The organism is Halorhodospira sp. M38, assembly GCF_022227985.1.
Taxonomy (GTDB): domain Bacteria; phylum Pseudomonadota; class Gammaproteobacteria; order Nitrococcales; family Halorhodospiraceae; genus Halorhodospira; species Halorhodospira halophila_A.
The window spans coordinates 134,076-160,285 of the sequence record NZ_JAJNQP010000005.1 but is presented as its reverse complement, the minus strand read 5'-3'; the positions used below and the strand labels follow the sequence as shown (position 1 = coordinate 160,285).

The 26,210-nt window shown below is 67.5% G+C and carries 27 protein-coding genes and 2 tRNA genes; 16 read left to right on the top strand and 13 right to left on the bottom strand.

The features are described 5' to 3' along the window. Positions 1-1,893, top strand: a 1,893-nt coding sequence (locus LRA98_RS05455; RefSeq protein WP_238633615.1) for an IS4 family transposase, incomplete at its 5' end; no start/stop codon positions are given. Between the two features lie 321 nt (positions 1,894-2,214). On the opposite strand, the gene LRA98_RS05450 is transcribed toward LRA98_RS05455, so the two are convergent. Genes LRA98_RS05450 through LRA98_RS05435 form a run of 4 tightly spaced genes read right to left on the bottom strand, consistent with a single transcriptional unit; the run spans position 2,215 to position 4,922 of the window. Next, positions 2,215-3,165: an HD domain-containing protein gene (locus LRA98_RS05450; RefSeq protein ID WP_238633614.1), complete on the bottom strand. Its 951-nt coding sequence runs from the start codon at positions 3,163-3,165 to the stop codon at positions 2,215-2,217. Next, on the bottom strand, positions 3,162-3,434 hold the full coding sequence (locus tag LRA98_RS05445) for a hypothetical protein (protein WP_207190275.1): 273 nt from the start codon (positions 3,432-3,434) through the stop codon (positions 3,162-3,164). The genes LRA98_RS05450 and LRA98_RS05445 overlap by 4 nt, the downstream gene beginning before the upstream one ends. Then, positions 3,434-4,690, bottom strand: coding sequence for a site-specific integrase (locus LRA98_RS05440; protein WP_238633613.1), 1,257 nt, complete (start codon positions 4,688-4,690; stop codon positions 3,434-3,436). The genes LRA98_RS05445 and LRA98_RS05440 overlap by 1 nt, the downstream gene beginning before the upstream one ends. Next, positions 4,683-4,922 (bottom strand): hypothetical protein, encoded by a 240-nt coding sequence (locus LRA98_RS05435; RefSeq protein WP_238633612.1) that lies wholly within the window; start codon positions 4,920-4,922, stop codon positions 4,683-4,685. Before LRA98_RS05435 ends, LRA98_RS05440 begins: the two co-directional genes overlap by 8 nt. A gap of 17 nt (positions 4,923-4,939) precedes the next feature. Here LRA98_RS05435 and LRA98_RS05430 point away from each other — a divergent pair, with 17 nt between their 5' ends. The 11 genes from LRA98_RS05430 to LRA98_RS05380 all read left to right on the top strand — a co-directional run bounded on the left by LRA98_RS05430 (position 4,940) and on the right by LRA98_RS05380 (position 13,052). Continuing rightward, positions 4,940-5,278 (top strand): helix-turn-helix domain-containing protein, encoded by a 339-nt coding sequence (locus LRA98_RS05430; RefSeq protein WP_338018547.1) that lies wholly within the window; start codon positions 4,940-4,942, stop codon positions 5,276-5,278. A gap of 254 nt (positions 5,279-5,532) precedes the next feature. Next, positions 5,533-5,609: transfer RNA gene (locus LRA98_RS05425), tRNA-Val, on the top strand. Positions 5,610-5,721: 112 nt separating this feature from the next. Continuing rightward, on the top strand, positions 5,722-7,644 hold the full coding sequence (gene thrS, locus LRA98_RS05420; protein ID WP_238633610.1) for a threonine--tRNA ligase: 1,923 nt from the start codon (positions 5,722-5,724) through the stop codon (positions 7,642-7,644). Positions 7,645-7,647: 3 nt separating this feature from the next. Further along, the gene (infC, locus tag LRA98_RS05415; protein WP_238633616.1) at positions 7,648-8,202 is read left to right on the top strand and encodes a translation initiation factor IF-3; all 555 of its coding nucleotides are present in this window, start codon (positions 7,648-7,650) and stop codon (positions 8,200-8,202) included. Between the two features lie 79 nt (positions 8,203-8,281). After that, positions 8,282-8,476, top strand: a complete 195-nt coding sequence (gene rpmI / locus LRA98_RS05410) for a 50S ribosomal protein L35 (protein WP_201168244.1) — start codon at positions 8,282-8,284, stop codon at positions 8,474-8,476. 18 nt (positions 8,477-8,494) lie between these two features. Beyond that, positions 8,495-8,854, top strand: coding sequence for a 50S ribosomal protein L20 (gene rplT, locus LRA98_RS05405; protein WP_011813241.1), 360 nt, complete (start codon positions 8,495-8,497; stop codon positions 8,852-8,854). Between the two features lie 17 nt (positions 8,855-8,871). Further along, the gene (pheS, locus tag LRA98_RS05400; RefSeq protein WP_201168246.1) at positions 8,872-9,903 is read left to right on the top strand and encodes a phenylalanine--tRNA ligase subunit alpha; all 1,032 of its coding nucleotides are present in this window, start codon (positions 8,872-8,874) and stop codon (positions 9,901-9,903) included. A gap of 3 nt (positions 9,904-9,906) precedes the next feature. Beyond that, the gene (gene pheT, locus LRA98_RS05395) at positions 9,907-12,285 is read left to right on the top strand and encodes a phenylalanine--tRNA ligase subunit beta (protein ID WP_238633609.1); all 2,379 of its coding nucleotides are present in this window, start codon (positions 9,907-9,909) and stop codon (positions 12,283-12,285) included. 1 nt (position 12,286) lies between these two features. Beyond that, positions 12,287-12,592 carry an integration host factor subunit alpha gene (gene ihfA / locus LRA98_RS05390; RefSeq protein WP_238633608.1) on the top strand — a complete coding sequence of 102 codons (306 nt, stop codon included), beginning with the start codon at positions 12,287-12,289 and terminating at the stop codon, positions 12,590-12,592. After that, positions 12,567-12,929 carry a MerR family transcriptional regulator gene (locus LRA98_RS05385; RefSeq protein WP_201168250.1) on the top strand — a complete coding sequence of 121 codons (363 nt, stop codon included), beginning with the start codon at positions 12,567-12,569 and terminating at the stop codon, positions 12,927-12,929. Before ihfA ends, LRA98_RS05385 begins: the two co-directional genes overlap by 26 nt. A 46-nt stretch (positions 12,930-12,975) precedes the next feature. Further along, a tRNA-Pro gene (locus LRA98_RS05380) sits at positions 12,976-13,052 on the top strand. 96 nt (positions 13,053-13,148) lie between these two features. On the opposite strand, the gene LRA98_RS05375 is transcribed toward LRA98_RS05380, so the two are convergent. From LRA98_RS05375 to LRA98_RS05360, 4 genes are read right to left on the bottom strand one after another with little or no spacing between them, the layout of a single operon-like run. Beyond that, complete coding sequence (locus LRA98_RS05375; protein ID WP_201168378.1) at positions 13,149-13,715, bottom strand: hypothetical protein; 567 nt, start codon at positions 13,713-13,715, stop codon at positions 13,149-13,151. Between the two features lie 48 nt (positions 13,716-13,763). Further along, positions 13,764-14,426, bottom strand: a complete 663-nt coding sequence (locus LRA98_RS05370) for a hypothetical protein (RefSeq protein ID WP_201168380.1) — start codon at positions 14,424-14,426, stop codon at positions 13,764-13,766. Further along, positions 14,423-15,019, bottom strand: coding sequence for an RNA polymerase sigma factor (locus LRA98_RS05365; protein WP_201168382.1), 597 nt, complete (start codon positions 15,017-15,019; stop codon positions 14,423-14,425). Before LRA98_RS05365 ends, LRA98_RS05370 begins: the two co-directional genes overlap by 4 nt. 37 nt (positions 15,020-15,056) lie before the next feature. After that, on the bottom strand, positions 15,057-16,286 hold the full coding sequence (locus LRA98_RS05360) for a hypothetical protein (RefSeq protein WP_238633607.1): 1,230 nt from the start codon (positions 16,284-16,286) through the stop codon (positions 15,057-15,059). Between the two features lie 80 nt (positions 16,287-16,366). Between LRA98_RS05360 and LRA98_RS05355 the strand changes: the two genes are divergently transcribed. The 4 genes from LRA98_RS05355 to LRA98_RS05340 all read left to right on the top strand — a co-directional run bounded on the left by LRA98_RS05355 (position 16,367) and on the right by LRA98_RS05340 (position 20,196). After that, positions 16,367-16,639, top strand: coding sequence for a hypothetical protein (locus LRA98_RS05355; protein WP_201168385.1), 273 nt, complete (start codon positions 16,367-16,369; stop codon positions 16,637-16,639). 143 nt (positions 16,640-16,782) lie between these two features. After that, complete coding sequence (locus LRA98_RS05350; protein WP_201243005.1) at positions 16,783-17,262, top strand: DUF3015 family protein; 480 nt, start codon at positions 16,783-16,785, stop codon at positions 17,260-17,262. Positions 17,263-17,337: 75 nt separating this feature from the next. Next, a complete protein-coding gene (locus LRA98_RS05345) occupies positions 17,338-19,278 on the top strand; it encodes an Lnb N-terminal periplasmic domain-containing protein (protein ID WP_238633606.1) in 1,941 nt (646 codons plus the stop codon). 12 nt (positions 19,279-19,290) lie between these two features. After that, positions 19,291-20,196 carry an alpha/beta hydrolase gene (locus tag LRA98_RS05340; RefSeq protein WP_201168388.1) on the top strand — a complete coding sequence of 302 codons (906 nt, stop codon included), beginning with the start codon at positions 19,291-19,293 and terminating at the stop codon, positions 20,194-20,196. Positions 20,197-20,230: 34 nt separating this feature from the next. On the opposite strand, the gene LRA98_RS05335 is transcribed toward LRA98_RS05340, so the two are convergent. From LRA98_RS05335 to ffh, 5 genes are all read right to left on the bottom strand, one after another. Beyond that, positions 20,231-20,956: a TSUP family transporter gene (locus tag LRA98_RS05335; protein ID WP_201168389.1), complete on the bottom strand. Its 726-nt coding sequence runs from the start codon at positions 20,954-20,956 to the stop codon at positions 20,231-20,233. A 66-nt stretch (positions 20,957-21,022) separates the two neighbouring features. Continuing rightward, positions 21,023-21,400 (bottom strand): H-NS histone family protein, encoded by a 378-nt coding sequence (locus LRA98_RS05330; RefSeq protein ID WP_201168392.1) that lies wholly within the window; start codon positions 21,398-21,400, stop codon positions 21,023-21,025. A 153-nt stretch (positions 21,401-21,553) separates the two neighbouring features. Beyond that, on the bottom strand, positions 21,554-23,014 hold the full coding sequence (locus LRA98_RS05325; RefSeq protein WP_238633605.1) for an SLC13 family permease: 1,461 nt from the start codon (positions 23,012-23,014) through the stop codon (positions 21,554-21,556). Further along, positions 23,011-24,636, bottom strand: coding sequence for a methyl-accepting chemotaxis protein (locus LRA98_RS05320; protein ID WP_238633604.1), 1,626 nt, complete (start codon positions 24,634-24,636; stop codon positions 23,011-23,013). Before LRA98_RS05320 ends, LRA98_RS05325 begins: the two co-directional genes overlap by 4 nt. 98 nt (positions 24,637-24,734) lie before the next feature. Then, a complete protein-coding gene (gene ffh / locus LRA98_RS05315; RefSeq protein ID WP_238633603.1) occupies positions 24,735-26,141 on the bottom strand; it encodes a signal recognition particle protein in 1,407 nt (468 codons plus the stop codon). Positions 26,142-26,210 lie beyond the last annotated feature (69 nt).

The following is a 26,210-nucleotide window of genomic DNA, read 5'->3' as shown; positions in this document are numbered from 1 at the left end:
CTCGGCGCAGGCCCCTTGGTGGGCCGGCGCCTGCGCTACCTGGTGCGCAGTAGCCGCTATGGTGACATCGCCGCGTTCTCGTTCAGTGCCGCGGCCTGGCGGCTGCAGCCGCGGGATGCCTTCATCGGCTGGAGCCCGGAGCAGCGCGAGGCGCAGCTCCAGCGCGTCGTCTGCAACAGCCGGTTTCTGATCCGCTCCGATATCCAAGTCCCGGAGCTCGCCTCGCACCTGCTGGCGAGGACCCTGCGGCGCCTGCCGCAAGACTGGGCGACGCGCTACGGCGAGGCGCCGGTGCTCGTCGAGACCTTCGTCGATCGCGCCCGCCATCGCGGCGGCTGCTACCGGGCGGCGAACTGGCGCTATGTCGGTGATACCCAAGGGCGGGGACGCAACGACATCGCCGGTGAGCGCCCACGCAGCCCGAAGGCGATCTACCTCTACCCGTTGCGTCGGGACTGGCGCCGGCAGCTCGGCGGGAGCGGGCCACCGCATGCCGAGCTGCCCATCGACGATTGGGCCCGTCACGAGTTCGCCCACGCCCGCTGCGGCGACCGGCGCCTGCACGAGCGGCTGATCACCGTCGCCCGTGACTTCGCCGCGCACAGCCAGGCCGATACACCCGAGGCCTGTGGCACACGAGCGCGCACGAAGGCAGCCTATCGGTTTCTGGCGAATCCGAGGGCGAGCATGCAGCAGCTGATCCGTTCGCACGCGCAGGCCAGTGCCGGGCGCTGCCGGCACCACGATGTCGTGTTGGCCGTACAGGACACCACCACGCTCAACTACTCGGCCCCGACGATCACCGAGGGGCTCGGGCCGATCGGCAGCCGAGCCGACGGGGCGCAGGGGCTGATTGTCCACGACACCATGGCCTTCAGCACCGAGGGCACACCCCTTGGGCTGATCGATGTACAGGCCTGGGCCCGGCACTGCGAGGACCACGGCCTGCGCCGACTCGCCGGCGACGATCGCAACCTCGACAACAAGGAATCCGGCAAGTGGCTGGACAGTCACCACGCGGCGAGCCGGCTCCAGGAGCAGCTGCCCAGCACCCGCGTGGTCAGCGTCGGCGATCGCGAGAGCGACATCTACGAGCTGCTGCTCGCCGCGCGTCCGGCCGAGGCCGCGGATGCGCTGGTACGAGCCAGGCAGGATCGCCGGCTCGCCGGCAGCGGGGCGAAGATCGACGCGCATCTCGAGGCCCGGGCGCCCGACGCCGAGGTCGAGCTCAACGTCCCGCAGCGCCACAACCAGCCGGGGCGCATCGCACGCCTGGCGGTGCGCTACGAGCGGGTGACCCTCCAGCCGCCGAAGAACAAACGCCGCCTCGGGACCGTGGAGCTCGATGTCGTCCAGGCGAAGGAGATCAACCCGCCCGAAGGCGTCGATGGTCTCAAGTGGACGCTGCTGACCACGGTGCCCACCACGACGGCCGAGGCCGCCTGCGAGCGGCTCGAGTGGTACGCCACCCGCTGGCAGATCGAGGTCTATCACCGCACGCTCAAGTCCGGCTGCCGGGTCCAGGAGCGCAACCTCGGCGATGCCGACCGCCTGGAGACGGCGCTGGCCATCGACATGGTCGTCGCCTGGCGCACCTTCTGGCTCACCAAGTGGGGGCGGGAGCGGCCGCAGACCCCAGCCAGTGCCATACTCGAGCCGGACGAGTGGAAGGCGCTGCTGGTGCGCATGGACGTCTCTTGGGACCCAGGGCCGGAGGACGAGCCGACGCTCTATCAGGCGATGCACCTCATCGCCCGGCTTGGCGGCTACCAGGACCGCAAGCGCGAGCCCGGTGCGCAGACCATCTGGCGCGGGCTGCAGCGCATCGAGGACATGGCCCAGGTCTTCCAGAAGGTCCGAGCGGCGGCGCTCGGGGTCAGGCGACCCCCCTGATCACGTCCAGAGGACTTGTGGGGAGTCGCCAGTATGCCGCCCGGAAGGCCTCATGCACGCTGAAGTCGAAGTAAGAAGGCACCCTCAGCACGAGGCTCTCGCCGCCTTCCTCATAGCTCGCGCGGACCGGCATCCCCTTATCCCTGGCGCTAAGCGCGTGGTTCCCTCCCAACGCTATAACCTTAAAGCTACCAAGGGACTGATCGCTTCGTCACCCCCCCACGAACCCAGGTATTGAGACGGCGCTCGCCCGCGCCCCCGTGGGCCGTCCGGCGCGGGGGCGGTACGCACGCTGACGTTCGGTGCTGGACTTCGCCACCGTCAGCCCTCCCCCAGACGAGCATCCTCCGGCGCAGGCCGGTAGAAGATCCGGGCGGGACCGCCCGCCCCCGGCCGAAGCACCCCGATCTGGCGCCACGCCGGGCTCTCCTCGAAGGCACGGCGACGGGCATCCAGCCCGGCGCTATAGCGGTCTAGCTCGACGATCAGCCTCGCCTCGGGAACGCGGCTGCCGTCGACGCTGCCATCGATGACGTTGAAGACAAAGTGCAGCATCTGCCACGCCTGGAGGTCCTCCTCGCGCAGTCGGCAAAGCTCCCCGTCCAGCAGCGGCTTGTTCATCAGGGCGTGCTCCCGCGGCCAGTAGGGCGTGCGGCCGAGCACATCCGGAGCCACCTTCCCCAGGTCGTGGAGCAGCGCGCCGAGGAGCACGCACTGCCGGGTCAGGTCGTCGCAGTCTTGGATGATCAGCCGGAGCTTCTCCACCAGCTCCAGGGAGTGCCGGAGCAGACCGCCCGGCTCGGTGTGGTGGCAGTCCCGGCTCGCCGCGCGCCTGACGAACGCCCGCGCCCGCCTAGGTTCGGCGAAGACCCGGTCCAGGAATCGCCACAGGGCCGGACGCTCGATCTCACTGCGCATCACGCAGTACAGCCGGTAGAGCAGCCCAGGCTCCGGGCAGAGGCGGTGGGGCAGCAGCTGGAGCGTCGAGTACGTCTCGATCGGCTCGAGCGCCTCCACGCGGTTGTACCACCCGCCGTGGGCGGCCTGGGCGCGGGTCACCGTGACCCGCACCACATCCCGCTTCTGGGGCGGCCTGGATGTCGTACCCCCACCCGTCGGCGCCCGGTAGAGGACCTCGATCCGCCCCGAGCAGTCCTCGAGGTCGATCGCATGCAGGCCGTGGAGCGCGGCCCGGGGCACCACCCGGGCGACGCGGTACTCGCCCGTCCAGGTGACATAGGGCCCGGTGGGCGCACTGAGGACCAGGGTCACGTCACCGACTCCACCCGGCGCTGCAGCCGGTCCACGAGCAGCCGGAACAGGGCCTCCGCGACGGCCCGGTCCTCCAGGTCGAGCTGCCGGAGCAGCCAGTCCTCAACGGCGGCCTGCAGCGGCTGCCCCGGTCGCGCCTCTACGACTTCCCGCAAGCGCTCCGCATCCTCGCCGGCGAAAGTGTCGAGCAGGATCTGCGCCATCTGCTCGATCACCTCCGGCACCACATAGGCCTCGTACCCCGGGGCCTGGAGCTGAGTCATCCGCATCAGGCCTCCTCCTCATCGTCGTCGCCCAGGACCATGCCGGCCGTCTCGGCCGGCCCCAGCTCCGCGGCGAGAAGCCGCTCGATCGCCGAGCCGTCGCGCCGGGTGAGGTTCGGCACGTAGCGCGAGTACACGGTGAAGAGCATCTTCGTGTCGCTGTGCCCCATCTGCCGGGCGATCCACTCCGGCGACTCCCCCGAGGCGAGCCAGAGCGTGGCGGCGGTATGCCGGGTCTGGTACGGCCGGCGCCGGCGCAGGCCCGCCGCCTCGAGGGTGGGATACCAGACGCGATTGGAGAGGTTGTTGTACTGGATCGGCCCACCCTTGGGGGACTGGAAGACGAAGGCCCGCTCGTCACCGCCGGTGCGCTCGTACTGCTTGCGCAGGGCGGCCTCGACCTGGCTGCTCATGTCGATGTAGCGCTCCGAGGCCGTCGTCTTGGTGGACTCGGCGTGCCGCCCCTTCACCAGGGTCTCCCGGACATGGATCTGCTTGCGCTCCAGGTCGACGTAGCGCCAGCGCAGGCCGTCGATCTCCGAGGTCCGCAGACCGGTGAAGAAGCGCACCAGGAAGTACTCCCGGTAGGTGGGGTCGACCGTCTCGAGGAAGCGCTTCACCTCCTCGAGCGACAGCGGATCGATCTCGGTCCGCCCCTGGCGCAACGGCTTGATCGCCTCAGCAGGATTGGTAACTTCGTAACGGTCGGCGGCTTCCGCAAGGATCTGTCGCAAGAGCGCCATGACCTGGTTCACGCGACTCGGCGACAGGGCCCTCCTCTGGCTATCGCTTGGTGCTTTGGCGAGCTTGGCGCGATAGTCGAGGAGCTCTCCCTTCGTGAAGTCGCCGACCCTCTTCTGCCCGAAGGCCGGCAGCAGGTGCTTGTTGAGGATGTCCCGGACCTTGTCCTGATAGGACGGCTTCCAGGTCACCTCATACTGGTGCAGCCACTCCTCCACAAAGGCCGAGAAGCTCGGCGTCTCCTCTCCAGCCTCAGCAGTCCGCCCGGCGGTGACGGCCTGCACCGAGGAAGCACTCTCCTGCGACGCCGCCGCGAACTTGTTGACTCGGGGGCTGCTCGGGAAGTACGCCGCGTAGTCGAACGTCCCTAGCTCGATCTCCGCCTCGATCTTGCGCAGGACCTGCTCCATGCGCTTGCGGTTGGCGCGGGTATCCTTGAGCCGGGTGTACTCGCGACACCGCACCCCCTTGTACCTGAAGTCGAAGAACAGGTAGCCCTTGCGCTCTCTCACGCTAGCCATGGCAAATCCCCCCAGACACCATCGGAATCCCCTGCTGTGCGACCTGGCTCGGGCCCAGCATCAGCTCCTCGATCGGCTCCCACAGGTACACCACGCGACGCCCGTTGAAGGGGCGGATGTAGTGAACCCCCTCTATGAACTCGCGATCCCTCAGGACCTCGTTGATGTAGCGCGCGCAGTAGGGGATGCGCTCGGATAGCTGCCTTGCCGAGAGGTAGGTATACTGCTGCATCGTCTTAGCCCTCGTTTGTGCCTACAGGGAACACCTTACTACGCCTTTGGTGCCTGTCAAGCACTAAAGAGCCATACAAGCACACCGGGAGAGGGGCTGTGATCAGGTTCCGACTGCGGGAAAGGATCTCGGACCGAGAGTTCGAGCTAGGGCGCCGGATAACCTTGAGCGAGATCGCCACGGAGACAGGGATCAATAGGACCGTGCTGTCCAAGATGTCTGGCCCACGGGGCTACAACACCACGACCGATGTTCTGGAGCGGCTATGCCGCTACTTCGGCTGCCAGGTGGGAGACCTTGTGGAGTACGTGCCGGACGACCCGGAGGCCTCGGAAGAGGACGAGGGCCCTTCTTAAGGTGGTGCTCACAGTTTCAGTCGCCCTAGCCGTCCGGCCTAAGGCCCAGGGCTCAGCTCGGGCCCACTTTGGGCCCCAGATGGGCCCAACCTCACTAAAAGAAAGGTTTTTGGGGGCTACGTGACCCGGGCCGCCCCCTTTGCCCCTATGCCTACGCAGTGCTCAGGGCAACAAAAGGATCCTTTAAGTTCAGATAGTTGCACGATCTGTTGACATGAGTCCGGGAGCTTGTAGAATGCCCAAATGTAGACAACAGGCGCGTAGCTCAGCTGGTTAGAGCGCCACCTTGACATGGTGGAGGTCGGTGGTTCGAGTCCACTCGCGCCTACCAGAATCGTCGCATTGCGCCCGGTCGCGACCCCTGGATGCAGGGTTTATCGCACCGGGCGCAGTCGTTCATGCACGTGGCCCCTCGTATCGGTCACCACTGTGGAGGCTCAGCCATGCCCGCCATCACCCTCCCCGACGGCTCCGTCAAGCAGTTCGATCACCCGGTCACCACCCGCGAGATCGCCGAGTCCATCGGCCGCAAGCTGGCCAAGGACGCCATCGTCGGCCGCATCGACGGTGAACTGGTCGATCTCGACCGCCCCATCGAGCACGATGCGCGCGTGGAGATCGTCACCGCCAACGACCCGGACGGGCTCGACGTGATCCGCCACTCCACCGCCCACCTGATGGCGCAGGCGGTGAAGCAGCTCCACCCGGAGATGCAGGTGACCATCGGGCCGACGGTGGACAACGGCTTCTACTACGACTTCGCTGGTGAGCACTCCCTCTCGGAAGACGAGCTGGAAGCGATCGAACAGCGCATGAGCGAGCTGGCCGAGGCCGACCACCCCGTCGAACGCGAGATCTGGGACCGGGAAGCCGCCCGGCAGTTCTTCCTGGAGCAGGGCGAGACCTACAAGGCGCAGATCATCGACGACCTGCCCGAGGGCGAGACCATCACCGTCTACCGCCAGGGCGATTTCGCCGATCTCTGCCGCGGCCCCCACGTGCCGAGCACCGGCAAGCTCAAGGCGTTCAAGCTGACCAAGGTGGCCGGCGCCTACTGGCGTGGCGATCAGAACAACGAGATGCTCCAGCGCGTCTACGGCACAGCCTGGCCGGACCGCAAGCAGCTCAAGGCGTACCTGGATCGCCTGGCCGAGGCCGAGCGGCGCGACCACCGGCGGCTGGGCCGGACCCAGGACCTCTTCCACGTCCAGGAGGAGTCGCCGGGGATGGTGTTCTGGCACCCGCGCGGCTGGCGCCTCTATCTGGAGGTCCAGGAATACATCCGCCGGCTGATGCGTGAGAACGGCTACCAGGAGATCCACACCCCGATGCTCGTGGATCGCAGCCTGTGGGAGCGCTCCGGTCACTGGGCGATGTTCGCCGAGAACATGTTCGTGACCGAGTCCGAGTCGCGGGATTACGCGGTCAAGCCGATGAACTGCCCGTGCCACGTGGAGGTCTTCAAGCAGGGCCTGAAGAGCTACCGGGACCTGCCGCTGCGCCTGGCGGAGTTCGGCTCCTGCCACCGCAACGAGCCCTCGGGCACGCTGCACGGGCTCATGCGGGTACGCGGCTTCGTCCAGGACGATGCCCACATCTTCTGCACCGAGAACCAGATCCAGGAGGAGGTCCGCACCTTCATCGATCTGGTCTACCGCGCCTACCGGGACTTCGGTTTCGACGATGTGCTCATCGCCCTGTCCACCCGCCCGGACGAGCGGGTCGGCGACGATGCGCTCTGGGACAAGGCCGAGTCGGCGCTGGCCACGGCGCTGGAAACGCACGGGCTCGACTATACCCTGCAGCCCGGCGAAGGGGCCTTCTACGGGCCGAAGATCGAGTTCTCCCTGCGCGACTGTCTGGAGCGCGTCTGGCAGCTGGGCACCATCCAGGTGGACTTCTCCATGCCGGGCCGGCTGGGCGCGCAGTTCGTCGACGACGACGGCGAGCGGCGTACGCCGGTGATGCTCCACCGGGCGATCCTCGGCTCCCTGGAGCGGTTCATCGGCATCCTGATCGAGCACTACGGCGGCGCCCTGCCCACCTGGCTGGCGCCGGTCCAAGCGGTGGTGCTCAACATCACCGACCGCCAGGCCGACTACGCCCGGGCGGTGGAGAAACAGCTACTGGAATCCGGTTTCCGCGTCGAGGCCGACTTGAGGAACGAGAAGATCGGCTATAAAATCCGCGAGCATACGTTGCAGAAGGTCCCCTACATGCTGGTTCTCGGGGACCGGGAGCTGGACAACGGAACGGTTGCCGTGCGCCATCGCGACGGCACCGATCTCGGCTCCATGGAACTCGAAGAGCTCGTGACGCGACTCAGCGACGACATCGCGGGACGCGGGCGCCAACAGGAGGGTTAAAGGATCGCAACGAGACCGAAACGCGGGCGCGGTGGCAGCAGCAGCGGCGACAATCGCCGGATCAACGAGCAGATCACGGTACCGCAGGTACGGCTGATCGGTTCGGACGGCGAACAGGTCGGCGTGCTGCCCACCGAAGACGCCCTTGCGCAAGCCGAAAACGAGGGACTCGATCTTGTGGAAATCGATGGCAACGCGGACCCGCCGGTCTGCCGTGCCATGGACTACGGCAAGTTCAAGTTCGAGCAGAGTAAGAAGCAGCAGGCGGCGCGCAAGAAGCAAAAGCAGATTCAGGTCAAGGAGGTCAAGTTCCGTCCGGGCACGGACGAGGGCGACTTCCAGGTCAAGCTTCGCAACCTGCGCCGGTTCCTCGAGGAAGGCGACAAGGCGAAGGTGACGATCCGCTTCCGCGGCCGGGAGATGGCGCACCAAGAGCTCGGCAAGCGCCTGCTGGACCGGCTCGAGGAAGAGCTCAGCGATGTCGGTACCGTGGACCAGCGGCCGCGAATGGAAGGGCGGCTGATGGTCATGATGATGAGCCCGCGCAAGGGCAAGTAAGGTTTCGAACCACGCTGCGGGCGCGTACCGCTAGTCAGGCGGCGCGCTCGCTTCTTTTTGTGATGAGGGGGAGGCAGTCATGCCCAAGCTCAAGACCAACCGTGGCGCAGCGAAGCGCTTCAAGGTGAAGGCCTCCGGCCGGATCACCCGCGCGCGCTCCAACCACAGCCACATCCTGACCAAGAAGGACCCGAAGCGGAAGCGCCGTCTGCGCGAGCTGACTGAGGTCCACGCGAGCGATGCGCCGATGGTCCGGCGCATGGTCGCCAAGTAAACACGGGAGCGTTCTTCCATGTCACGAGTCAAGCGGGGCGTCACCAACCGCGCCAAGCACAAGAAGGTTCTCAAGGCTGCCAAGGGCTACTACGGCATGCGGGGCAGCGCCTTCCGCATCGCCCGCCAGCAGGTGATCAAGTCCGGGCAGTACGCGTACGCCCACCGCCGCCTGCGCAAGCGCGAGTTCCGCAGCCTGTGGATCCAGCGCATCAATGCGGCAGCGCGTCAGCACGGCCTGTCCTACAGCCGCCTGATGAACGGCCTGCAGCAGGCCGGCATCGAGGTCGACCGCAAGCAGCTGGCTGACCTGGCCGTCCACGAGCCGCAGTCCTTCGCGGCGCTGGCCGAGCGTGCCCAGGGCGCCCTCAGCAACTGAGGGCGGCTCGCCAGGGCATGGGTGCCGACTACCAGGACGAACTCAACGCGCTGACCCGGGAGGCAGAGGACGCCGTAGACGGCGCCTCTGACCTGGCGGGTCTGGATCAGGTCCGGGTCGCCTATCTCGGCAAGAAAGGCAGGCTGACCGCCCTGCTCAAGGGTCTCGGTCAACTGCCCGCTGAGCAGCGGCCCGAGGCCGGTGCGGCCATCAATGCCGCCAAGGAGCGCGTCAGTCAGCGTATCGAGGCCCGGCGCGCCGAACTTGAGCGAGCCGCTCTCGAGCAGCGTCTGGCCGCCGAGCGGATCGATGTCACCCTACCCGGCCGCGGCACCGAGCGCGGCGGCTTCCATCCGGTCACCCGCACCCTCGAGCGTATCTCCGCGATCTTCGCCGGTGCCGGTTTCCACGCCGCCGACGGGCCGGAGGTCGAGGACGACCGGCACAACTTCGAGGCGCTGAACATCCCCGCTCACCATCCGGCGCGGGCGATGCATGACACGTTCTACTTCGACGCCACACGGCTGCTGCGCACGCACACCTCCCCGGTGCAGATTCGCGTGATGGAGCGCGACGGCGTGCCCATCCGCGTCGTAGCCCCGGGACGGGTCTACCGCTGCGACTCCGATCTCACCCACACCCCGATGTTCCACCAGGTCGAGGGGCTGCTGGTCGATCGCGATGTCAGCCTGGCGGATCTCAAGGGCGTCCTCCACGAGTTCCTCAACGCCTTCTTCGAGCGCCCGGTCGCCGTGCGCTTTCGGCCATCGTACTTCCCGTTCACCGAACCCTCGGCCGAGGTCGACGTCGAGTGCGTGATCTGCGGCGGCGATGGCTGCCGGGTGTGCAAGCACTCCGGCTGGCTGGAGGTGCTCGGCTGCGGCATGGTTCATCCGGCGGTCTTCGAGCACGCCGGCATCGACGCCGAGCAGTGGACCGGGTACGCCTTCGGCATGGGCGTCGAGCGCCTGGCCATGCTCCGCTACGGCGTGGACGATCTGCGCCTGTTCTTCGACAACGATCTGCGCTTCCTCGGGCAATTCCGGTGAACCATGCGTGTAAGTGAGCAGTGGCTGCGCGAGTGGGTGAACCCGTCGCTCTCGACCGAGGCGCTGGCCGAGGCACTGACCATGGCCGGCCTCGAGGTGGATGCCATCGAGCCCGCCGCCCCGGCCTTCACTGGTGTGGTGGTCGGCTCGATCGTCGACTGCCGGCCCCACCCCGAGGCCGACCGCCTCCAAGTCTGCGACGTGGACGCCGGCGGCGAGCAGCTGGAGATCGTCTGTGGCGCCCCGAACGCGCGCCCCGGCCTGAGCGCGCCGCTGGCGCGTGCCGGCGCGGAGCTCCCGGGCGGCCTGCAGGTCCAGGCCGCCGAGGTGCGCGGCGTAGCCTCGGCGGGCATGCTCTGCTCGGCCAGCGAGTTGGGCCTGAGCGACGAGGCCGACGGGCTGCTGGAGCTGCCCGAGAGCCTCGCCCCCGGGAGCGATCTGCGCCAGGCCCTGGCGCTGGATGACACCGTCCTCGAGATCGACCTCACACCGAACCGCGCAGATTGCCTGGGCATGATCGGGATCGCGCGGGACGTGGCGGCACGCACCGGGGCCGAGATGCACACCGCCGAGCCGCAGGCCGTGCCGGCGGCCTGCGACGAGCAACTGCCGATCACCCTGGAGGCCGAGGCGGACTGCCCGCGCTACACCGGCCGGGTGATCCGCGATGTCGATCCGCAGGCGCCCACACCGATCTGGATGCGCGAGCGTCTGCGCCGCGCCGGGATCCGGAGCGTCTCGGCGCTGGTGGATATCACCAACTATGTGATGCTCGAGTACGGGCAACCGCTGCACGCCTTCGACCTCGACCGCCTGAGCCCGCCGGTGACCGCCCGTCGCGCGCGCGCCGGCGAGACGCTGACGCTGCTCGGCGGCGAGCAGGTGGAGCTCGACGACGGCGTGCTGGTCATCGCCGATGCCTCCGGTCCGGTGGCCTTCGCCGGCGTGATGGGTGGCGAGACCACCGCCGTGGGCGACGCGACCACCAGCATCTTCCTCGAAGCAGCCCATTTCCATCCGGCCACCATCGCCGGTCGGGCCCGACGTTACGGCCTGCACACCGACTCCTCCCACCGGTTCGAGCGCGGCGTGGACTTCGAGACGCCCCGTGCCGCCAGCGAGCGCGCCACGCAGCTGGTGCTGAGCATCTGTGGCGGCCGCCCAGGGCCGATCAACGAGGTCGTGGCCGCCGACGCCCTGCCCCGCCGCGCGCCCATCGAACTGCGCCGCGAGCGCCTTGAAGGCCTGCTCGGCTGGTCCATCGAAGAGCAACAGGTCAGCGGCATGCTCCAGCGCCTGGGCACGTGCCCGGAATCCACTGAGGCTGGCTGGCGCGTCCAGCCGCCGAGCTGGCGCTTCGACATGGAGCGCGAGGTGGACCTCATTGAGGAGGTGGCCCGCCTCTACGGCTTCGACAACGTCCCCGAACGCCCCCTGCGCGCGCCGCTGCACGTAGCCGCGGCCCCAGAGCAGCAGCTCGACGACCGGCCCCTGCGCACGACGCTGGTCGAGCGTGGCTACTTCGAGGCCATTAATTACGCCTTCGTCGATCCGCAGCTCCAGCAGCGCCTCGACCCCGAGGCCGAGGGGCTGCCGCTGGCCAACCCGCTGTCGGCAGAGCTGGCGGTGATGCGCACCTCGCTCTGGCCCGGCCTGCTGATGGCTGCGCAGCGCAATCAGCACCGCCAACACGAACGGGTCCGGCTGTTCGAGTGCGGGCGCACCTTCCGCGGCCACCTCGACGACCTGGCCCAGACACCGATGCTCGCCGGCGTGGCCGCCGGCCCCCGTTACGCCGAGCAGTGGGATGCACCGCGGCGGTCGGTGGATTTCTTCGACGTCAAGGCGGACCTCGAGGCACTGATCGCCCAGACCGGCGAGCCCGCCTCGTTCACCTTCGAGCCGGCACAGCACGTGGCCCTGCATCCGGGTCAGTGCGCGCGGATCCTGCGTGACGACAGCCCGGTCGGCTGGCTCGGGACCCTGCACCCGGAGCACGCCGACGCCTTGGAGCTCCACGGCGCCCCCGTGCTCTTCGAGATCACGCTTGAGGCGCTCAGCCGCGCCGCGCTGCCGCGTTTCCAGCCCATCTCGCGGTATCCGTCGATCCGGCGTGACCTGGCGGTACTCGTCGACGATAACGTGCCCGCCGGGGCGTTGCTTCGCACCGCCCGCGATGCGGCCGGGACGTACGCCGTCGGCAGCCGACTGTTCGACGTCTACCGGGGCAAAGGGGTCCCTGAAGGCCAGAAAAGCGTTGCCATGGGCTTGATTTTACAGGATTATTCGCGCACGCTTACGGATCGCGACGTCGATGACGTCATGGCGGGGGTGGTTTCCCGCCTGCAGCAACAGTTCGGAGCGAGCCTGAGAGGGGAGTAAGATGTCGCTGACCAAGGCGGATATGGCCGAGCGGCTCTTCGAAGAGGTCGGCCTGAACAAGCGGGAGGCCAAGGAGCTGGTCGAACTCTTCTTCGAGGAGATCCGCACCGCCCTCGAGAGCGGTGAGCCGGTCAAACTCTCAAGCTTCGGCAACTTCGAGCTGCGCGACAAGAACGAGCGGCCTGGCCGCAACCCCAAGACCGGGGAAGAGATCCCCATTTCCGCCCGGCGCGTGGTGACCTTCCGCCCCGGCCAGAAGCTCAAGAGCCGCGTCGAGAGCTATGCCGGAACCCGAGAAGAGCAGTGATGGCGAACTGCCGCCGATCCCGTCGAAGCGGTACTTCACCATCGGCGAGGTTAGCCAGCTGTGTGCGGTCAAGCCCCACGTCCTGCGCTACTGGGAGCAGGAGTTTCCCCAGCTGAGACCGGTCAAGCGCCGGGGCAACCGGCGCTACTACCAGCGCCACGATGTCATACTGATCCGCCGCATCCGCGCCCTGCTCTACGAGGAGGGTTTCACCATCGGCGGTGCCCGCCAAAAGCTCGAGAGCGGCGAAGAGCGCGAGGACGTGGCCCAGAGCCAGCAGATCATCCGGCAGATGCGCATCGAGCTCGAGGGCGTGCTCAACATCCTCAAGCGCTGATCCCTTGTGCGCCGCGGTCTCGATCCGTATACTTTGCGGCCTGAGTCGGGGCGTGGCGCAGTCTGGTAGCGCACCTGCATGGGGTGCAGGGGGTCGCAGGTTCAAATCCTGCCGCCCCGACCAAACACCGAAAGGGCCGCGGAACGGGGACGTTCCGCGGCCCTTTTTTGTGGGGAGGCCCCGATTGTTCCAGCACCCCCTCACCGGGCTCCGGCCTGCCTAGTTCGCCGGTGTACCCTCCGGCCGATTGCCTTCCCGGGCTTCTTCGGCCCGCTCCCGGCCCTCACGGGCGTCGTCTTGGACCGAACGGCCCTGCTCCCGGGCCTCTTCAGCCTGCTGGCGTGCCTGCTCAGCCTGTTCCCTAGCGGCTTCACGGGCCTCCTCGCCTCGCTCCTGGCCGGCTGCACGGGCTTGCTCCCCGCGCTCCTGTCCCTGACTGCGGGCCTCCTCGGCGCGTTCCTGGCCGAACTCCCGGCCGCCTTCGCGCGCCTCATTGGCCGTCTCCAGGCCTTCGGCCGCACGCTCCCGGGCCCGGTCGGCCGCCTGCTCCGGCAACTCGATCTCCTGCGCCACCTCCTCCTCGGTCGCGTCGTCGTCGAGCCGGCGCATGGTGGCATCCCGTAGCGTCTCGCCCTCGGACACGGTCTCCCCGGCGTCAGCGGCGACCTCATCCTGGGCCTCGACCTCCTCGGCGGCCACCGGCACGCTCAGCGAGGCGATCAACAGCCCCACCGGCACAAGCAAGTAGCCTAACCGGCGACTCGCGTTTCTCGGCTTGGTCCTCATCGTTGCCTCCTCCTTCAGCTCAACTCATCCAGTCTTGGGTGACGCATTTCAGGACTCGCGCTCATGTGGTTGGACGAGGGTGACCGGCAGGCGCAGCTCCTGGGACCGACCCTCGTGCTCGATGCGGGTCACCAACTCTCCCTGCTCGACCTCGGCCCCCGGTATACCGCGCACCGGCAGCGTCAGACGGTTGGCGCCCGGTTCCAGATCACCTTCCCAGCTGACCCGTCGCTGCGACGGATGGCCTTCCAGCTCGAATCCCTCAGGAACCTCGACCTGGAACCGTACCCCCTCCAGTCTTCGTTCGGCGTCGATCGCCAGCCGGAACTCCTGAACCTCGCCGTTTTCCGGGCCGGTCACCGGCGGATCCGTTTGTGCGGGCCGCCAGTCGTAGAGCGCCAACCCGCCGCCAACGAGAATCCCCACCGCCGCGACACCGGCGACCAGGCGTTGACGCACCGTGGGCACCCCAGAACCGCTCCGCGCCCGCCGCAGTTGCGTCGCCACCCAGCCGGGCGAGACCGCCTCCTGGCCACCGATTTCTGCCAGTTGCCGACGCAGCCGTAGACCGTCCTGGTACCAGGCCCGACAAGCCGGACAGACGGCCAGGTGCGCATAGCACGCCTCGGCCTGTGCACTATCCAGCTCGTCCGCCTCCAGTTCCAGGAGCGCTTCGCGGCAGCCCAGGCAGTCCATCGTTCGCTCCGTCATCGATCGGTCCCCTTGTCCGCCTCACACGCACCGGCCCCGACATCGGTTCCATCCATCAGGACCTGGCGAAGCCGGTCACGGGCCCGCGCCAACCGCGACTTCAGGGTCCCCTTGCCCACCCCGGTGAGCTCAGCCACCTCGTCCAGCGACAACCCCTCGATGTAATGCAGAAGCACGACCTGGCGCTGCGCCTCGGGCAAGGCGCCCAGGGCACGCTGCAACCGCTCGCGCGTCAGCGCCTGCTCGACCAGCTCGGCGGGGCCGTCGCCCGGCTCGGCAAGGGTGTACGGGACGTCCGGATCGTCCTGAGACTGGTCGTCCCAGGGTGGGCGGGCCTGAGTGCGGCGATGGCGATCGATCCATAGGTTGTAAAGCGAACGCGCTAGCCAGGGATAGGGCCGGTCGAGGGCGGCAATCTCGTCACCACGGGGGTAGAGCCTACTCAGCAGTTCCTGGATGAGGTCTTCGGCCTCGGCATCGTCGCCGCAGAGCCGGCGCGCGAAACCGTAGAGGCTACCCAAGTGGTGGCCGATGACGGTCTCGAACGCGCCCCGCCGGCCACGGCGGCTCCAGAGGTTCAATAGCGTACCCATGCCCTCTCCCACGCACGGAACGCCCCAGTGGTTCCGCCTAAAAGCTGCGATCGACCAACAGACTCACCTCGGTGCGCCGCGCGGTGTAGGTCTCCAGCTCACGCTCTTGCCAGTCGATCCGCAGATCGTCGATAGACTCGAACCGCAGCTGCACCCCAAGCCGCCAAGCCCGCCCGGCAGGCTGATGAATAGCCGTCAGATCGAGGCGATAGCGGGTGTCGTCTCGGCGCTGACGATCGTCATCGACCACGTGGCGATCCCGGTACTCGGCATAGACCCACTCCGGACGCACGGTCAGTGACCAGGACGGCACACCCTGCCAGGTCACCCGGGCACCGAGACGCTGACGCAGCGGCGAGTAGCTGATGAAGGCGTTCTCGTCCGACCAGTCGTCGCGGTCGTGATGCTCGATCTGGTAATACGCCATCCAGCGCAGTGCACCGGCCCGATCCTGGAAGCCCAGCCTCAACCGATGCTCCACCCCATCGAGATAGTCCCGGCCATTACCACCTCGGTGGGCGCGCAGGCGGTAGCGCGCCAGGAGCCAGCCGCGACCCGGGCTGTGCCAGCGCCCCTGGAGCTGCCCCTCCGCGCGTCCATCGACGCCGCCGATGCCCCGGCTCAGAGCTCCGACACCGAGACCGTAGCCGAGCTGGGAGCGCCGGACGGTCCTTTCCGCCAGCACGTCCAGGGCAACGTCGGTGAAGTCGAAATTCCCCTCGCTGGCGTAGCCACGGTGATAGAGACTGCCCTGGGCCGACACCCCGTCGCCCCGGCTCCCGCGGGCCTGCCACGCGGCGTGACCAAACAGATCGAGGAACGAATCACCATCGCCGCTGAAGGCCCTGGCGTTATCCAGTGTCAGGTTGGAGTCGTACCCGATCCCGGCCTGCAGATAGCCGGTCAGGGCCGGCCGGCCCTGCTGGAGTTCGTCCAGACGCGTGGCGACCAGACGCTGGAGGCGCTCGGCGCGCGCCTGCCGCTGCGCCAAGCGCCACCAGTGCTCCGCGGCGGCCCAATCCCCGCGCTGGCCCGCGGCGCGCCCGAGATTAAACGCGGCCAGTGCGCCGAGTTCCGGATCGCCGATGACCGTCGCGAACGCGCGCTCGGCGGCGCGGTAATCACCGGCCTCGTAGAGGGCCACCCCCTGATTGAAGGCCTCGGTCGGGCGCTCCTCCGCCCCAGCCGGCACGCCGACCGCCGCCGCCACGACCAACAGCAGGATCGCGAACACTCGGTCGAAGAACACGCCGCGCCGAAGGCTCAAGTTATCCGCCGCGAAGCCGATAACTCGGTTAGGCCGCAGTGAATCGCGTTTCACGTCCGCTCTCCAGTCAGGACCGATCGATGAGCATTGTCAGTGGTGTCGGCACGGTAGCCGGTCTGTTCGGTGCCTACCAGGGGTACCAGGCACAGCAGCGTGCTCAGGAGACGCGTGAGGATCAGACCAACCTCCTGCGCGAGCAGCTGGAGGTTGCCCACGAGAAAAAGCATGAATATGCCGATGCCCTGCGCGCCGTCGAGAAGGCGCTCGAGCAGGTCAGCGACAACGGCGTCATCGAGCCGGAGCAGCTCGATGCCCTCGAGCGCAAGGGCATCAACATCGACGAGCAGGCCTGAGCGTGATTACCCGCCACAGCTCCCGCCCTGGCACCCCGGTTTTCCGATCGTTTACAGTCGGGTTGCAGTCTTTACTGCACCGTTCTCCGGTGACCCGCCCGGTCGCCGGGTGAGAGTTGGATCGACAGAGGAAGCGATCAACCATGATGAAAAAGTACGTCGCAACTGCCATGTTCGCTGGTGCGCTCGGCATGGCGGGCACTGCTCAGGCTGACAACACCGGCTGCGGGCTCGGTACCGTCCTGTTCGACGGCCAGTCCGGCATGGGACAGGACATCCTGGCGGTGACCACCAACGGCATCTCCTGGAACCAGCACTTCGGCATCACCTCCGGCACCCTGGGCTGCGAGGAAGGCGCCGTCATCACCGCCGAGGCCTCCCAGTTCATGTCCGAGAACATGGACCAAGTGGCCCAGGACGCCTCCAATGGCGGTGGCGAGGCGCTCTCCACGCTCGCCTCCCTGCTGGAGATCGACGAGGCAGATCACGATGCCTTCTTCTCCCACACCCAGAAGAACTTCGGGGAGATCTTCCCGTCCGCCGACGTTACCGCCGGCGAGGCCCTGGAAAACCTCGAAGCCACCATGGCCGGACACGACACCCTGAGCCGTTACACGGCGTAAGGACGTCCGTCCGCTAACCGGCCCCCGGCCCCGGCCGGGGACCGGTTAGCCGGCGCGCCTTCCCGACCCCTGCCCATGACTGAACGCCCGATGCGTCTAGCTCTGGCGCTGTGCTGCGCCGTACTGCTCAGCGGTGTGCTCTGCCTGCCCCGAGCCGTCGCCGCCCCGATCCACGCCGGCGCGCTGGCTGAGATCCTGGAGCTGGCCGACGATCCCCGCTGGTTGCGACTGCTCGGCTATGAGCATCGAGCCTTTCGGACCGGACGCGAGGGGATGGTGCGCACGCCCGGGTTCTATTTCCACGAGCACGGTCACGAAGATCCGCGCGCCGAGCTGCGCGCCACACTGAAGGCGCTGTACGCCCCGGTGGTACCCGGCGCCGAGGACAGCCACGCCGCCTGCCGCTTTCCGGCGCGCCGCCAGCTGCTGGTCGAAGCCCTCGGGCTGGAAGCCCGCGGTTACCCACTGCCCGATCCGGATTGCGCGGCTTACGAGGCCTGGCGCGAACGGATCGCCACTGAGCGCGTCATGCTCATCTTTGCCGACGCTTACATGGGCAATCCCGCCTCCATGTTCGGACATACTCTGCTCCGCCTCGACGGCGAAGAGGACCTGCAGCGGCCGTTGACCGCCTTCGCCGTCAACCACGCAGCACAGACCGGTGAGGATCAGGGCGTCGTCTTTGCCATGCGCGGGGTGCTGGGGAGCTATCCCGGCAGCTACACGGTCATGCCCTATTACTACAAGGTCAACGAGTACACCCAGCTCGAGCAGCGGGACCTCTGGGAGTACGAACTAGACCTGGACGAGGACGCCATAGACCGGCTCCTGAGCCATCTCTGGGAGCTGGATGGGGTGGGTATGCCGTATTATTTCTTCCTGCAGAACTGCTCCTACCGCCTGCTGTCACTGCTCGAGATCGCCGACCCCACCCTGAGCCTGCGCGATGACTTTCGCTTCTGGGCCATCCCCAGCGATACCATCCGCGCCGTGACCGAAGAACCGGGGCTGTTACGCGATGTTCACTACCGGCCATCCCGGCGACGTACCCTCGATCATATGCTCGCCGGACTGGAGGACGAGCACACCGATTGGGTCCGCGAGCTTGCCCACGGTGACCGTGAGACCAGCGATGAGGCCATCCAGGCCCTCCCGGAAGCGGACCGAGCACGGGTCCTGGAAGCCGCATCGGCCTATCTCGACCAGCTCGCTCACGTTGAGCCCATCGGTGACGAGGGACGCGAACGACGCCACCGGTTGCTCAGCGAACGAGCGCGCACCGACGGCCCCCGTGCCGAACCACCCCCCCGACCCGACCAGCGACCCGAGGAGGGCCACCGCACCGGACGGCTCGGTGTGGGAATCGGTTCCCATTCCCGGGTCGGCTACGGTGAGCTGCAGTGGCGCGCCGCTTACCACGATTTACTCGACCCGGCGGCCGGCTACCTCCGCGGCGCCCAGGTCACCTTCCTGGAGGTGATTGCGCGCATGTACGAGAATCGCTCGCCACGCCAGGGACGCAAACCGGACGGTGGGCTTGAGGTTGAACGCCTGACACTGATGGAGCTGCGCTCCATGGAGCCACGCAACCGCACCTTCCCCGGCTGGGCGTGGGGCGGCAAACTCGGCATCGAGCGAATCCGCGCCGATGACGGCCGCCGACCACTGGCCGCCGTGATCGACGCCGATTTCGGTCCGGCGTGGGCCTGGCTGGACGACCGGTTACGCCTCTACGGCGGCGGAGCCGTTACCCTGCGCGCCTCCCGCGGGCTCGGTGATTCGGCAAGACTGGGCGGCGGTCTGCGCGGCGACGCCGTCTACCAGGGAGGTGACTGGCGCGCCCACCTGACCGGCTCCGGCCTCCGCTTCACCGACAACGAGAACGCCTGGACCCTCTCTGCGGAGATCGGCCGCGACCTGGGCGAGCAAACCGCGCTGCGGCTCGGACTGCATCGCGAGGAGGACTTTGGCATACGCAGCGATCGGGTCCAGCTGACCCTTCACCACTACCTGTAGACCGGAGCCACCATGCTGTCGCGAAGCCTGGCCCCGTGTGTCCTGCTGCTGGTAACCCTGGGCCTGGTCGCTGGCTGCCAGCGGGCATTCTTCTTCCCGAGCGAGACCCACTACTGGGACCCCGCTGAAGCCGGTCTGCAGTACGAAGACGTGACCTTCACAGCCGCTGACGGCACCGAGCTGCACGGCTGGTTTCTGCCTGCCCGGACCGACGAGGTCGAGGGCACGGTCATCCACTTCCACGGGAACGCACAGAATGTCAGCACCCACGTGGCCGCGGTCTGGTGGCTGCCCCGCCACGGCTTTCAGGTCTTTACCTTCGACTACCGCGGTTACGGTCACTCGGAGGGATCGCCCAGCTTCTCGGGCGTTCACCAGGACGCCGAGGCCGCGCTGAGCACGCTCATCCAACGCGACGATGTCGACCCCGAGCGTGTGTTGGTGCTCGGCCAAAGCCTTGGGGCGAGCATCGCGATCACCGCCGTGGCGCGGTGGGACGGCGAACCGCCGGCCGGCGTGGTCGCCGAGAGCCCATTCGACAGCTACCGCGGCATCACCCGCGAGAAACTGGGCAACTTCTGGCTGACCTGGCCCCTCCAGCACCCCCTATCCTGGCTGGTCAGTGATGCCTACGCGCCGGTCGATCACATCGCCGAACTGTCTCCCACACCGCTGCTGCTCGTCGTCGCCGGGGACGACCGGACCATCCCGCCGATCCACGGCGAAAGGCTCTACCAGGCGGCCGGATCCCCGCGCCACCTTTGGACCATTGAAGGAGCCACCCACAACGCCCCTCTGGCCGACGACAGGGTCCGCCACCGCCTGCTACAGACCTTCCGGGGCTGGCTGCAGGGGAAGGCAGAGGCTGCCTCCGAAGAACCACAGGGCCCCTGGCGCCGCGATCCGCCACGCCCTTAAAAGCGCGCGCAGGCCGTCGCGAATCCGCCCTGCGCTAACCGGTCGCCAGCGCCTGCACCACCGCCGCCAGGCCGGCCACGGCCGACACGCCGAGCACGGCGCCACGCAGCCAGCGCCGGTCCAGGGCACGAGCCGTGTACCCGGACAGCCAGAAACCAATGGCGATACCGGGTAACAAGCTCAGGCCGAGGAGCAACTCCGTGGCCCCGAAGCGACCGATCCACGCCAGCGCCCCCAGCGAGCCGAACGCTCCGACTACGAACACCGCCGAGAGCGAAGCGCGCAACCGCGCTCCGCTCACCCCCTGATAGGCCAGGGCCAGCGGCGGCCCGCCGATCGAGGTGGCGGTAGCCATAAAACCGGAGAGGGTGCCGCCGGCGAGCAGGCGTCTCCCGGTGGGCCGGGGCGCCCCCGCCACCAGACTCAGCCCTACGGCGAGCAGAACCAGGGTGCCGAAGATTAAAGAAAGGTGGGATTCGTCGACCCGCGCGAGCACCACGCCGGCAAGCCCGGCACCGGAAAGCTGCCCGGGAATGGCCCAGCGGATGCCGGCGACGTCCAGATCGCGACGTTCCCGAATCAAGATCATCAGCGGTGTCACCATGCCGACGACCAGCATCGGCCCGGGCACCAGAACAGGGTCAATCCAGTAGAGAACGGGCGCGCCCAAAAGGGCCACGCCGAAACCGATGGAACCCTGAACGACCGTGCCCACGATCAGCACAAGGGTTGCGAGAACCCACTCACCGAGCTCGATCACGGGCAGCCCTGTCGTCCAGGGTATTCATCCGTGTAATGGTTCTGAAAACCCGCGAAACCGGAGCCTTCAGGCGTCTGGAATACGCAGCTCTTCGATATCCCGGCCCAGCTCTTCTTCCCAGTGGACGACCCACTTCGGCTTGCGGCCGCGGCCGGTCCAGGTGCGATCCGGATCCTCGGGGTGACGGAACTTCGGCGGGACCTTGCCGCCCTTGGAGGCCTTGCTGCCGCCGGTGCCCTTGCTGACGCCCGAGACAATCTCGTCGAGATCCAGCCCGTATTTCTGGGCGACCTGTTTCATTTCCTGCTGGGCCTGCTTGCGGGCCTCTTTCTCGCGGCGCTTCTGCTCTTTCTCGATCATCCGCGAGGCTTTCTCCAGATCCACAAGATCGAGCTCTTCCGCTGCCTGGCGGATCGTTTCGAGGGCTTCATCGCTCGTCGTCATTTTCCGCTTCCTCCACTTGGAATACCGCTGTACAGCGAGAAATTATCGAAAAAGAGAGGAATTGTAAACGGAGAAGGTTCCGCCGGAGGGACAAAAGGATTCCCCCACCGGGTTTTGCCCTGGGAATCCCCCCCCTCAAGAATACCCGGCCTGCTAGAAACCGAGGACGCGCGGGGCGAGTAGGAAGGCGGCGAGCGTGGCGACCCCGGCACCGGCGAAGGTCAGCAGTGCACCGGCGCGAACCATGTCGGGCACGGTAATGCGGTCGCTGCCGAAGACAATGGCGTTGGGCGGCGTCGCCACCGGCAGCATAAAGGCCGCCGAGGCGGCCAGTGCGACCGGTACGCCGAGCAGCAGCGGATGGATCCCGATGGTCAGCGCCAGCGAGGTCACCAGCGGCAGCAGGGTCGCTGCCGTGGCCGTGTTGCTGGTCACGTGGCTCATCAGCGCCGCCAGCACGGCCACCGAGAGCACAAGCAGCGGCGCCGGCCAGTCGCCCATGCCGCTGAGCAGGGTGGCAATCGCCCCGGCCAGGCCGCTCTCATCGATGGCCACGCCCAGCGCCAGGCCGCCGCCAACCAGCACCAGAACCCCCCACGGCAGCCCCCGGGTGTCCTCCCAGTCGAGCAGGAACTTCAGGCGGCGAACATCGGCGGGGACCAGGAACAGGGCCAGGGCGCCGACCAGGGCGATGCCGGCGTCGCTGATCGCCACTGCCCCGGGCAGAATGCTCTCCAGCCACGGACGCATCACCCAGGCCAGGGCGGTGAGCACGAAGACCACGGCCACCCGTCGCTCGGTCCGCTGCATGGGGCCGATCTGCCGACGCTCCTGCTCGATCAGTTCGCCGACGCCGGCGATCGCCTGCCCCGGCAGCGGGAAGGCCCAGCGGGTCAGGACCCACCACGCCAGGACCAGCATGGTGGCGGAGACCGGCACCCCGACCGCCATCCACTGCGCGAAGCCGATCTGCATCTCGAAACGGTCGCCGATGTAGCCGGCCAGAAAGGCATTCGGCGGGGTGCCGATCAGGGTGCCGAGGCCGCCAATATTCGCCCCGAAGGCGATCCCCAGCAGCAGCGCCAGGGTGAAGTGGCGGTCCGTCTTGCCGCTGCTGCTCTCCACTAGGCCGATCACCGACAGGCCGATGGGCAGCATCATCGCGGCGGTGGCGGTGTTGCTAACCCACATGGAGAGCAGCGCCGTGGCCCCCATGAACCCGGCCACCAGGAGATCGTCCCGCCCCCCGGTGATCGAGAGGATGAGCAGCGCAATGCGTCGGTGCAGCCCCCAGCGCTGGATCGCCATGGCGATGAGAAAACCGCCAAGGAAGAGGAAGATCATGGGGTTGGCGTAGGCGGCCATGGTCTGCTCGGGGCTGGAGACCCCGAGCAGTGGCAGCGCCGCGGCGGGCAGCAATGCGGTGGCGGCGATGGGCAGCGCCTCGCTCACCCACCAGGTGGCCATGAGCACGGTGAGCGCCGCCACGAACCAGGCGTCCTGCCCCAACCCCGCGGGGGGGCCGGCGAGCAGCATGATCCCGGCGGCCAGGGGGCCGCCGATCAGACCGATCAAGCGTCTACGCGTTGCGCCCGGATTCGTGCTCTTGCTCACACCTTGAATTGCTCAACCAGCTTGCGCAGATCCCGGGCAAGCGTCTCGAGCTCGTCACCCGCCTGCTTGGTGTCACGGCTCTCCCGGGCCGTGGTCTCGGCCGCGTCGTTGATGGAGGTGACGTTGCGGTTGATCTCCTCCACCACCTGGCTCTGCTCCTCGGCGGCACTGGCGATCTGGGTGTTCACCTCGCTGATGGTGGACACCGACTGCTGGATGTCACCCAGCACGGAGTCCGCCTCAGAGGCCTGACTGACCGTCTCCTGGGTCTGGGAGTGGCCCTGCTCCATCGCCGCCTGGGCGCTCTTGGTCTCCTCCTGCAGGGCGCTGATCATGTCCTGGATCTGCTGTGTGGACTCGTGGGTGCGGGTGGCCAGCTTGCGCACCTCATCGGCGACCACGGCAAACCCGCGGCCCTGCTCACCGGCGCGGGCCGCCTCGATGGCGGCGTTGAGGGCGAGCAGATTGGTCTGTTCGGCGATCTCGCGGATCAGATCGATCACCGTGCCGATCTGCTCACTGTCGTCGGCCAGTTTCTGGATGGCCCCGGCAGCGCGGGAGACGTCATCGGCGAGTTGGTTGATGCCGCTGACCGTCTGCTGGACCACCTGCTTGCCCCGCTGGGCGGCTTCCTCGCCGCTGTGCGTGGCCTCGGCGGCGTGCTGGGCGTTGCGCGCCACTTCCTGAGCGGTGGAGGTCATCTCGTTCATGGCCGTGGCCACCTGCTCGATCTCCGAGCGCTGGCGACCGATGCGCTCATCGCTGCGATCCGTGACCTCCGAGACCTGCTGCGCCGAGCGGTCGAGCCGCTCGGCCATCTCCACCACGCGGGCAATGAGATCGTGGAAGACGGCCATGGAGCGGTTGAAGGCGCTGGCTGCCTGGCCGATCTCATCGCCGCTGTGCACATCGAGCCGGCGGGTCAAATCACCCCCACCGCTGGCGATGGCATTCAGGCTCTCGGTCATGTCGTTGATCGGACGGGTAACCGATCGCTGGATGAAGAGGTAGACCACGAGCAGGAACGGCAGGCTGAGCAACACGGCGATGCCGAAGATGGTGGTACCGAACCCGATCACTGCCCGGTTCACCTCCTCGAGCGAGATCTCCATGTTGACCGCGCCGAGGACCTCGCCCTCGTTGCCCGGGCCGTGGCACTCGACGCACGACTTGCCGAGGAAGTCGGTCTCGTTAAAGTTGGGGATGACCGCACGTAGGGCCTGGCCGCCATCAATCTGGGCGATGTAGGGCTCGCCGGTCTCCAGCACCCGCTCCTCAACCTCGTCCTGAGGCTGCTGATCCGGCTCACCGGGGCCGTACCACTCCTCGGTGAGTTCTGCGCGCAGCACCCGCAGCCCCGAAACATTGGGCAGTTCCTGGATTTGTTCCAGGAACTCGTGGCGCTGATCCATGGTGTTGGTCCACATCATGGCGGTGAGACCGGCCATGGTCATCTGGTTCATCGTGTCCGTGAACTCGACGGCCTGGTCCACCGCCACGTTGCGCTGTTCCCACGCCGCGTACACGATCATGCTCGTCCAGGCCAGGACCAGCATCAGCCAGATACCGACGAGCAGGCGAATCCAGATCCGGACGTCGTGTATGCGGCGCAGCAGCTTCATGGTGATCTCCTGTTGCAACCGGCCGGATGGCGCGGCCCTGCCCGGGTTATCGGCGCGAATCTAACAGACCTTATAGGGGTTCACGCCGCGCGTGCGCCCTAGCGCCCCATCCCCGGCGGCAGCCCCCCCGGACCTCCGGGTCCGCCGGGGCCTCCGGGCCCGCCGCCGCCCATCATCTGCTGGAACATCCGCTGCGCCCCGCCCTTTTTCTTGACCTGCTTCATCATCTTCTGCATCTGCTTGAATTGCTTGAGCAGACGGTTGAGGTCCTGGACCTGGACCCCGGAGCCGGCGGCGATGCGCTTTTTGCGCGAGCCGTTGATGAGATCGGGCTTGGCGCGCTCGGCCGGGGTCATGGAGTTGATCATGGCCAGCTGGCGACGGACGATCCGGTCGTCGAGCTGATCCTTGACCTTGTCGAACTGCTTGCCCATGCCCGGCATCTTGTCCATCACCCCGCCGAGGCCACCGAGCTTGTCGATCTGCTGCATCTGCTCCTTGAAGTCGTTGAGATCGAACCCCTTGCCGCCCTTCTTGAGCTTCTTCTCAAGCTTCTTGGCCTTCTCCTGGTCAACGCTGCGCTCGACCTCCTCGACCAGGCTGACCACGTCGCCCTTGCCGAGGATCCGCGAGGCGACCCGCTCGGGATGGAAAGGCTCAAGGGCGTCGGTCTTCTCGCCGATGCCGAGGAACTTGATCGGCGCGCCCGTGACATGGCGGACCGACAGCGCGGCACCACCGCGGGCGTCACCGTCGGTCTTGGTCAGCACCACGCCGGTCAGGGGCAGGGCCTCGCCGAAGGCCTGGGCCGTCTTGGCCGCATCCTGACCGGTCATGGCGTCGACCACGAAGAGGGTCTCGGCCGGGGTCACCGCCTTATGCAGGCGCTTGACCTCGTCCATCATCGCCTCGTCGACGGTCAGCCGGCCCGCGGTATCGACGAGGAGCACGTCGTAGTAGTGGCGCTTGGCGTGGTCGATCGCGTCCCTGGCGATCCGCTCGGGCTTGTCGCCAGAGCTTGACGGGAAGAAGTCCACTTCGACCTGGCCGGCGAGGGTCTCGAGCTGGTCGATGGCTGCCGGCCGGTAGACGTCGCAGCTGACCACCAGGACCTTCTTCTTCTCGCGCTCGCGCAGGTAACGGGCCAGCTTGCCGATGGAGGTGGTCTTGCCCGAACCCTGCAGGCCGGCGACCAGTACCACCGCCGGCGGCTGAACATTGAGGTTGAGCGGCACGGCCTCCTCGCCCATGACGCGGACCAGCTCGTCCTGGACGATCTTGATGAAGGCCTGCCCCGGGGTCAGGCTCTTGGCCACCTCGGCACCCTCGGCGCGCTTCTTGACCTCTTCGGTGAAGCTGCGCACCACTGGCAGGGCCACGTCGGCTTCGAGCAGCGCCTTGCGCACCTCGCGGACGGTCTCCTGGATGTTTTCATCGGTGATCCGGCCCCGCCCGCTCATGCGCTGCGTGACGGAGTCGAAGCGTCCGGTGAGATTCTCAAACATGGTCCGGCCTATTCGTTCGGCAACCTGAAAACGGGCCGTATTATACGGGTCCGCCGCGCCCGCGTGCGA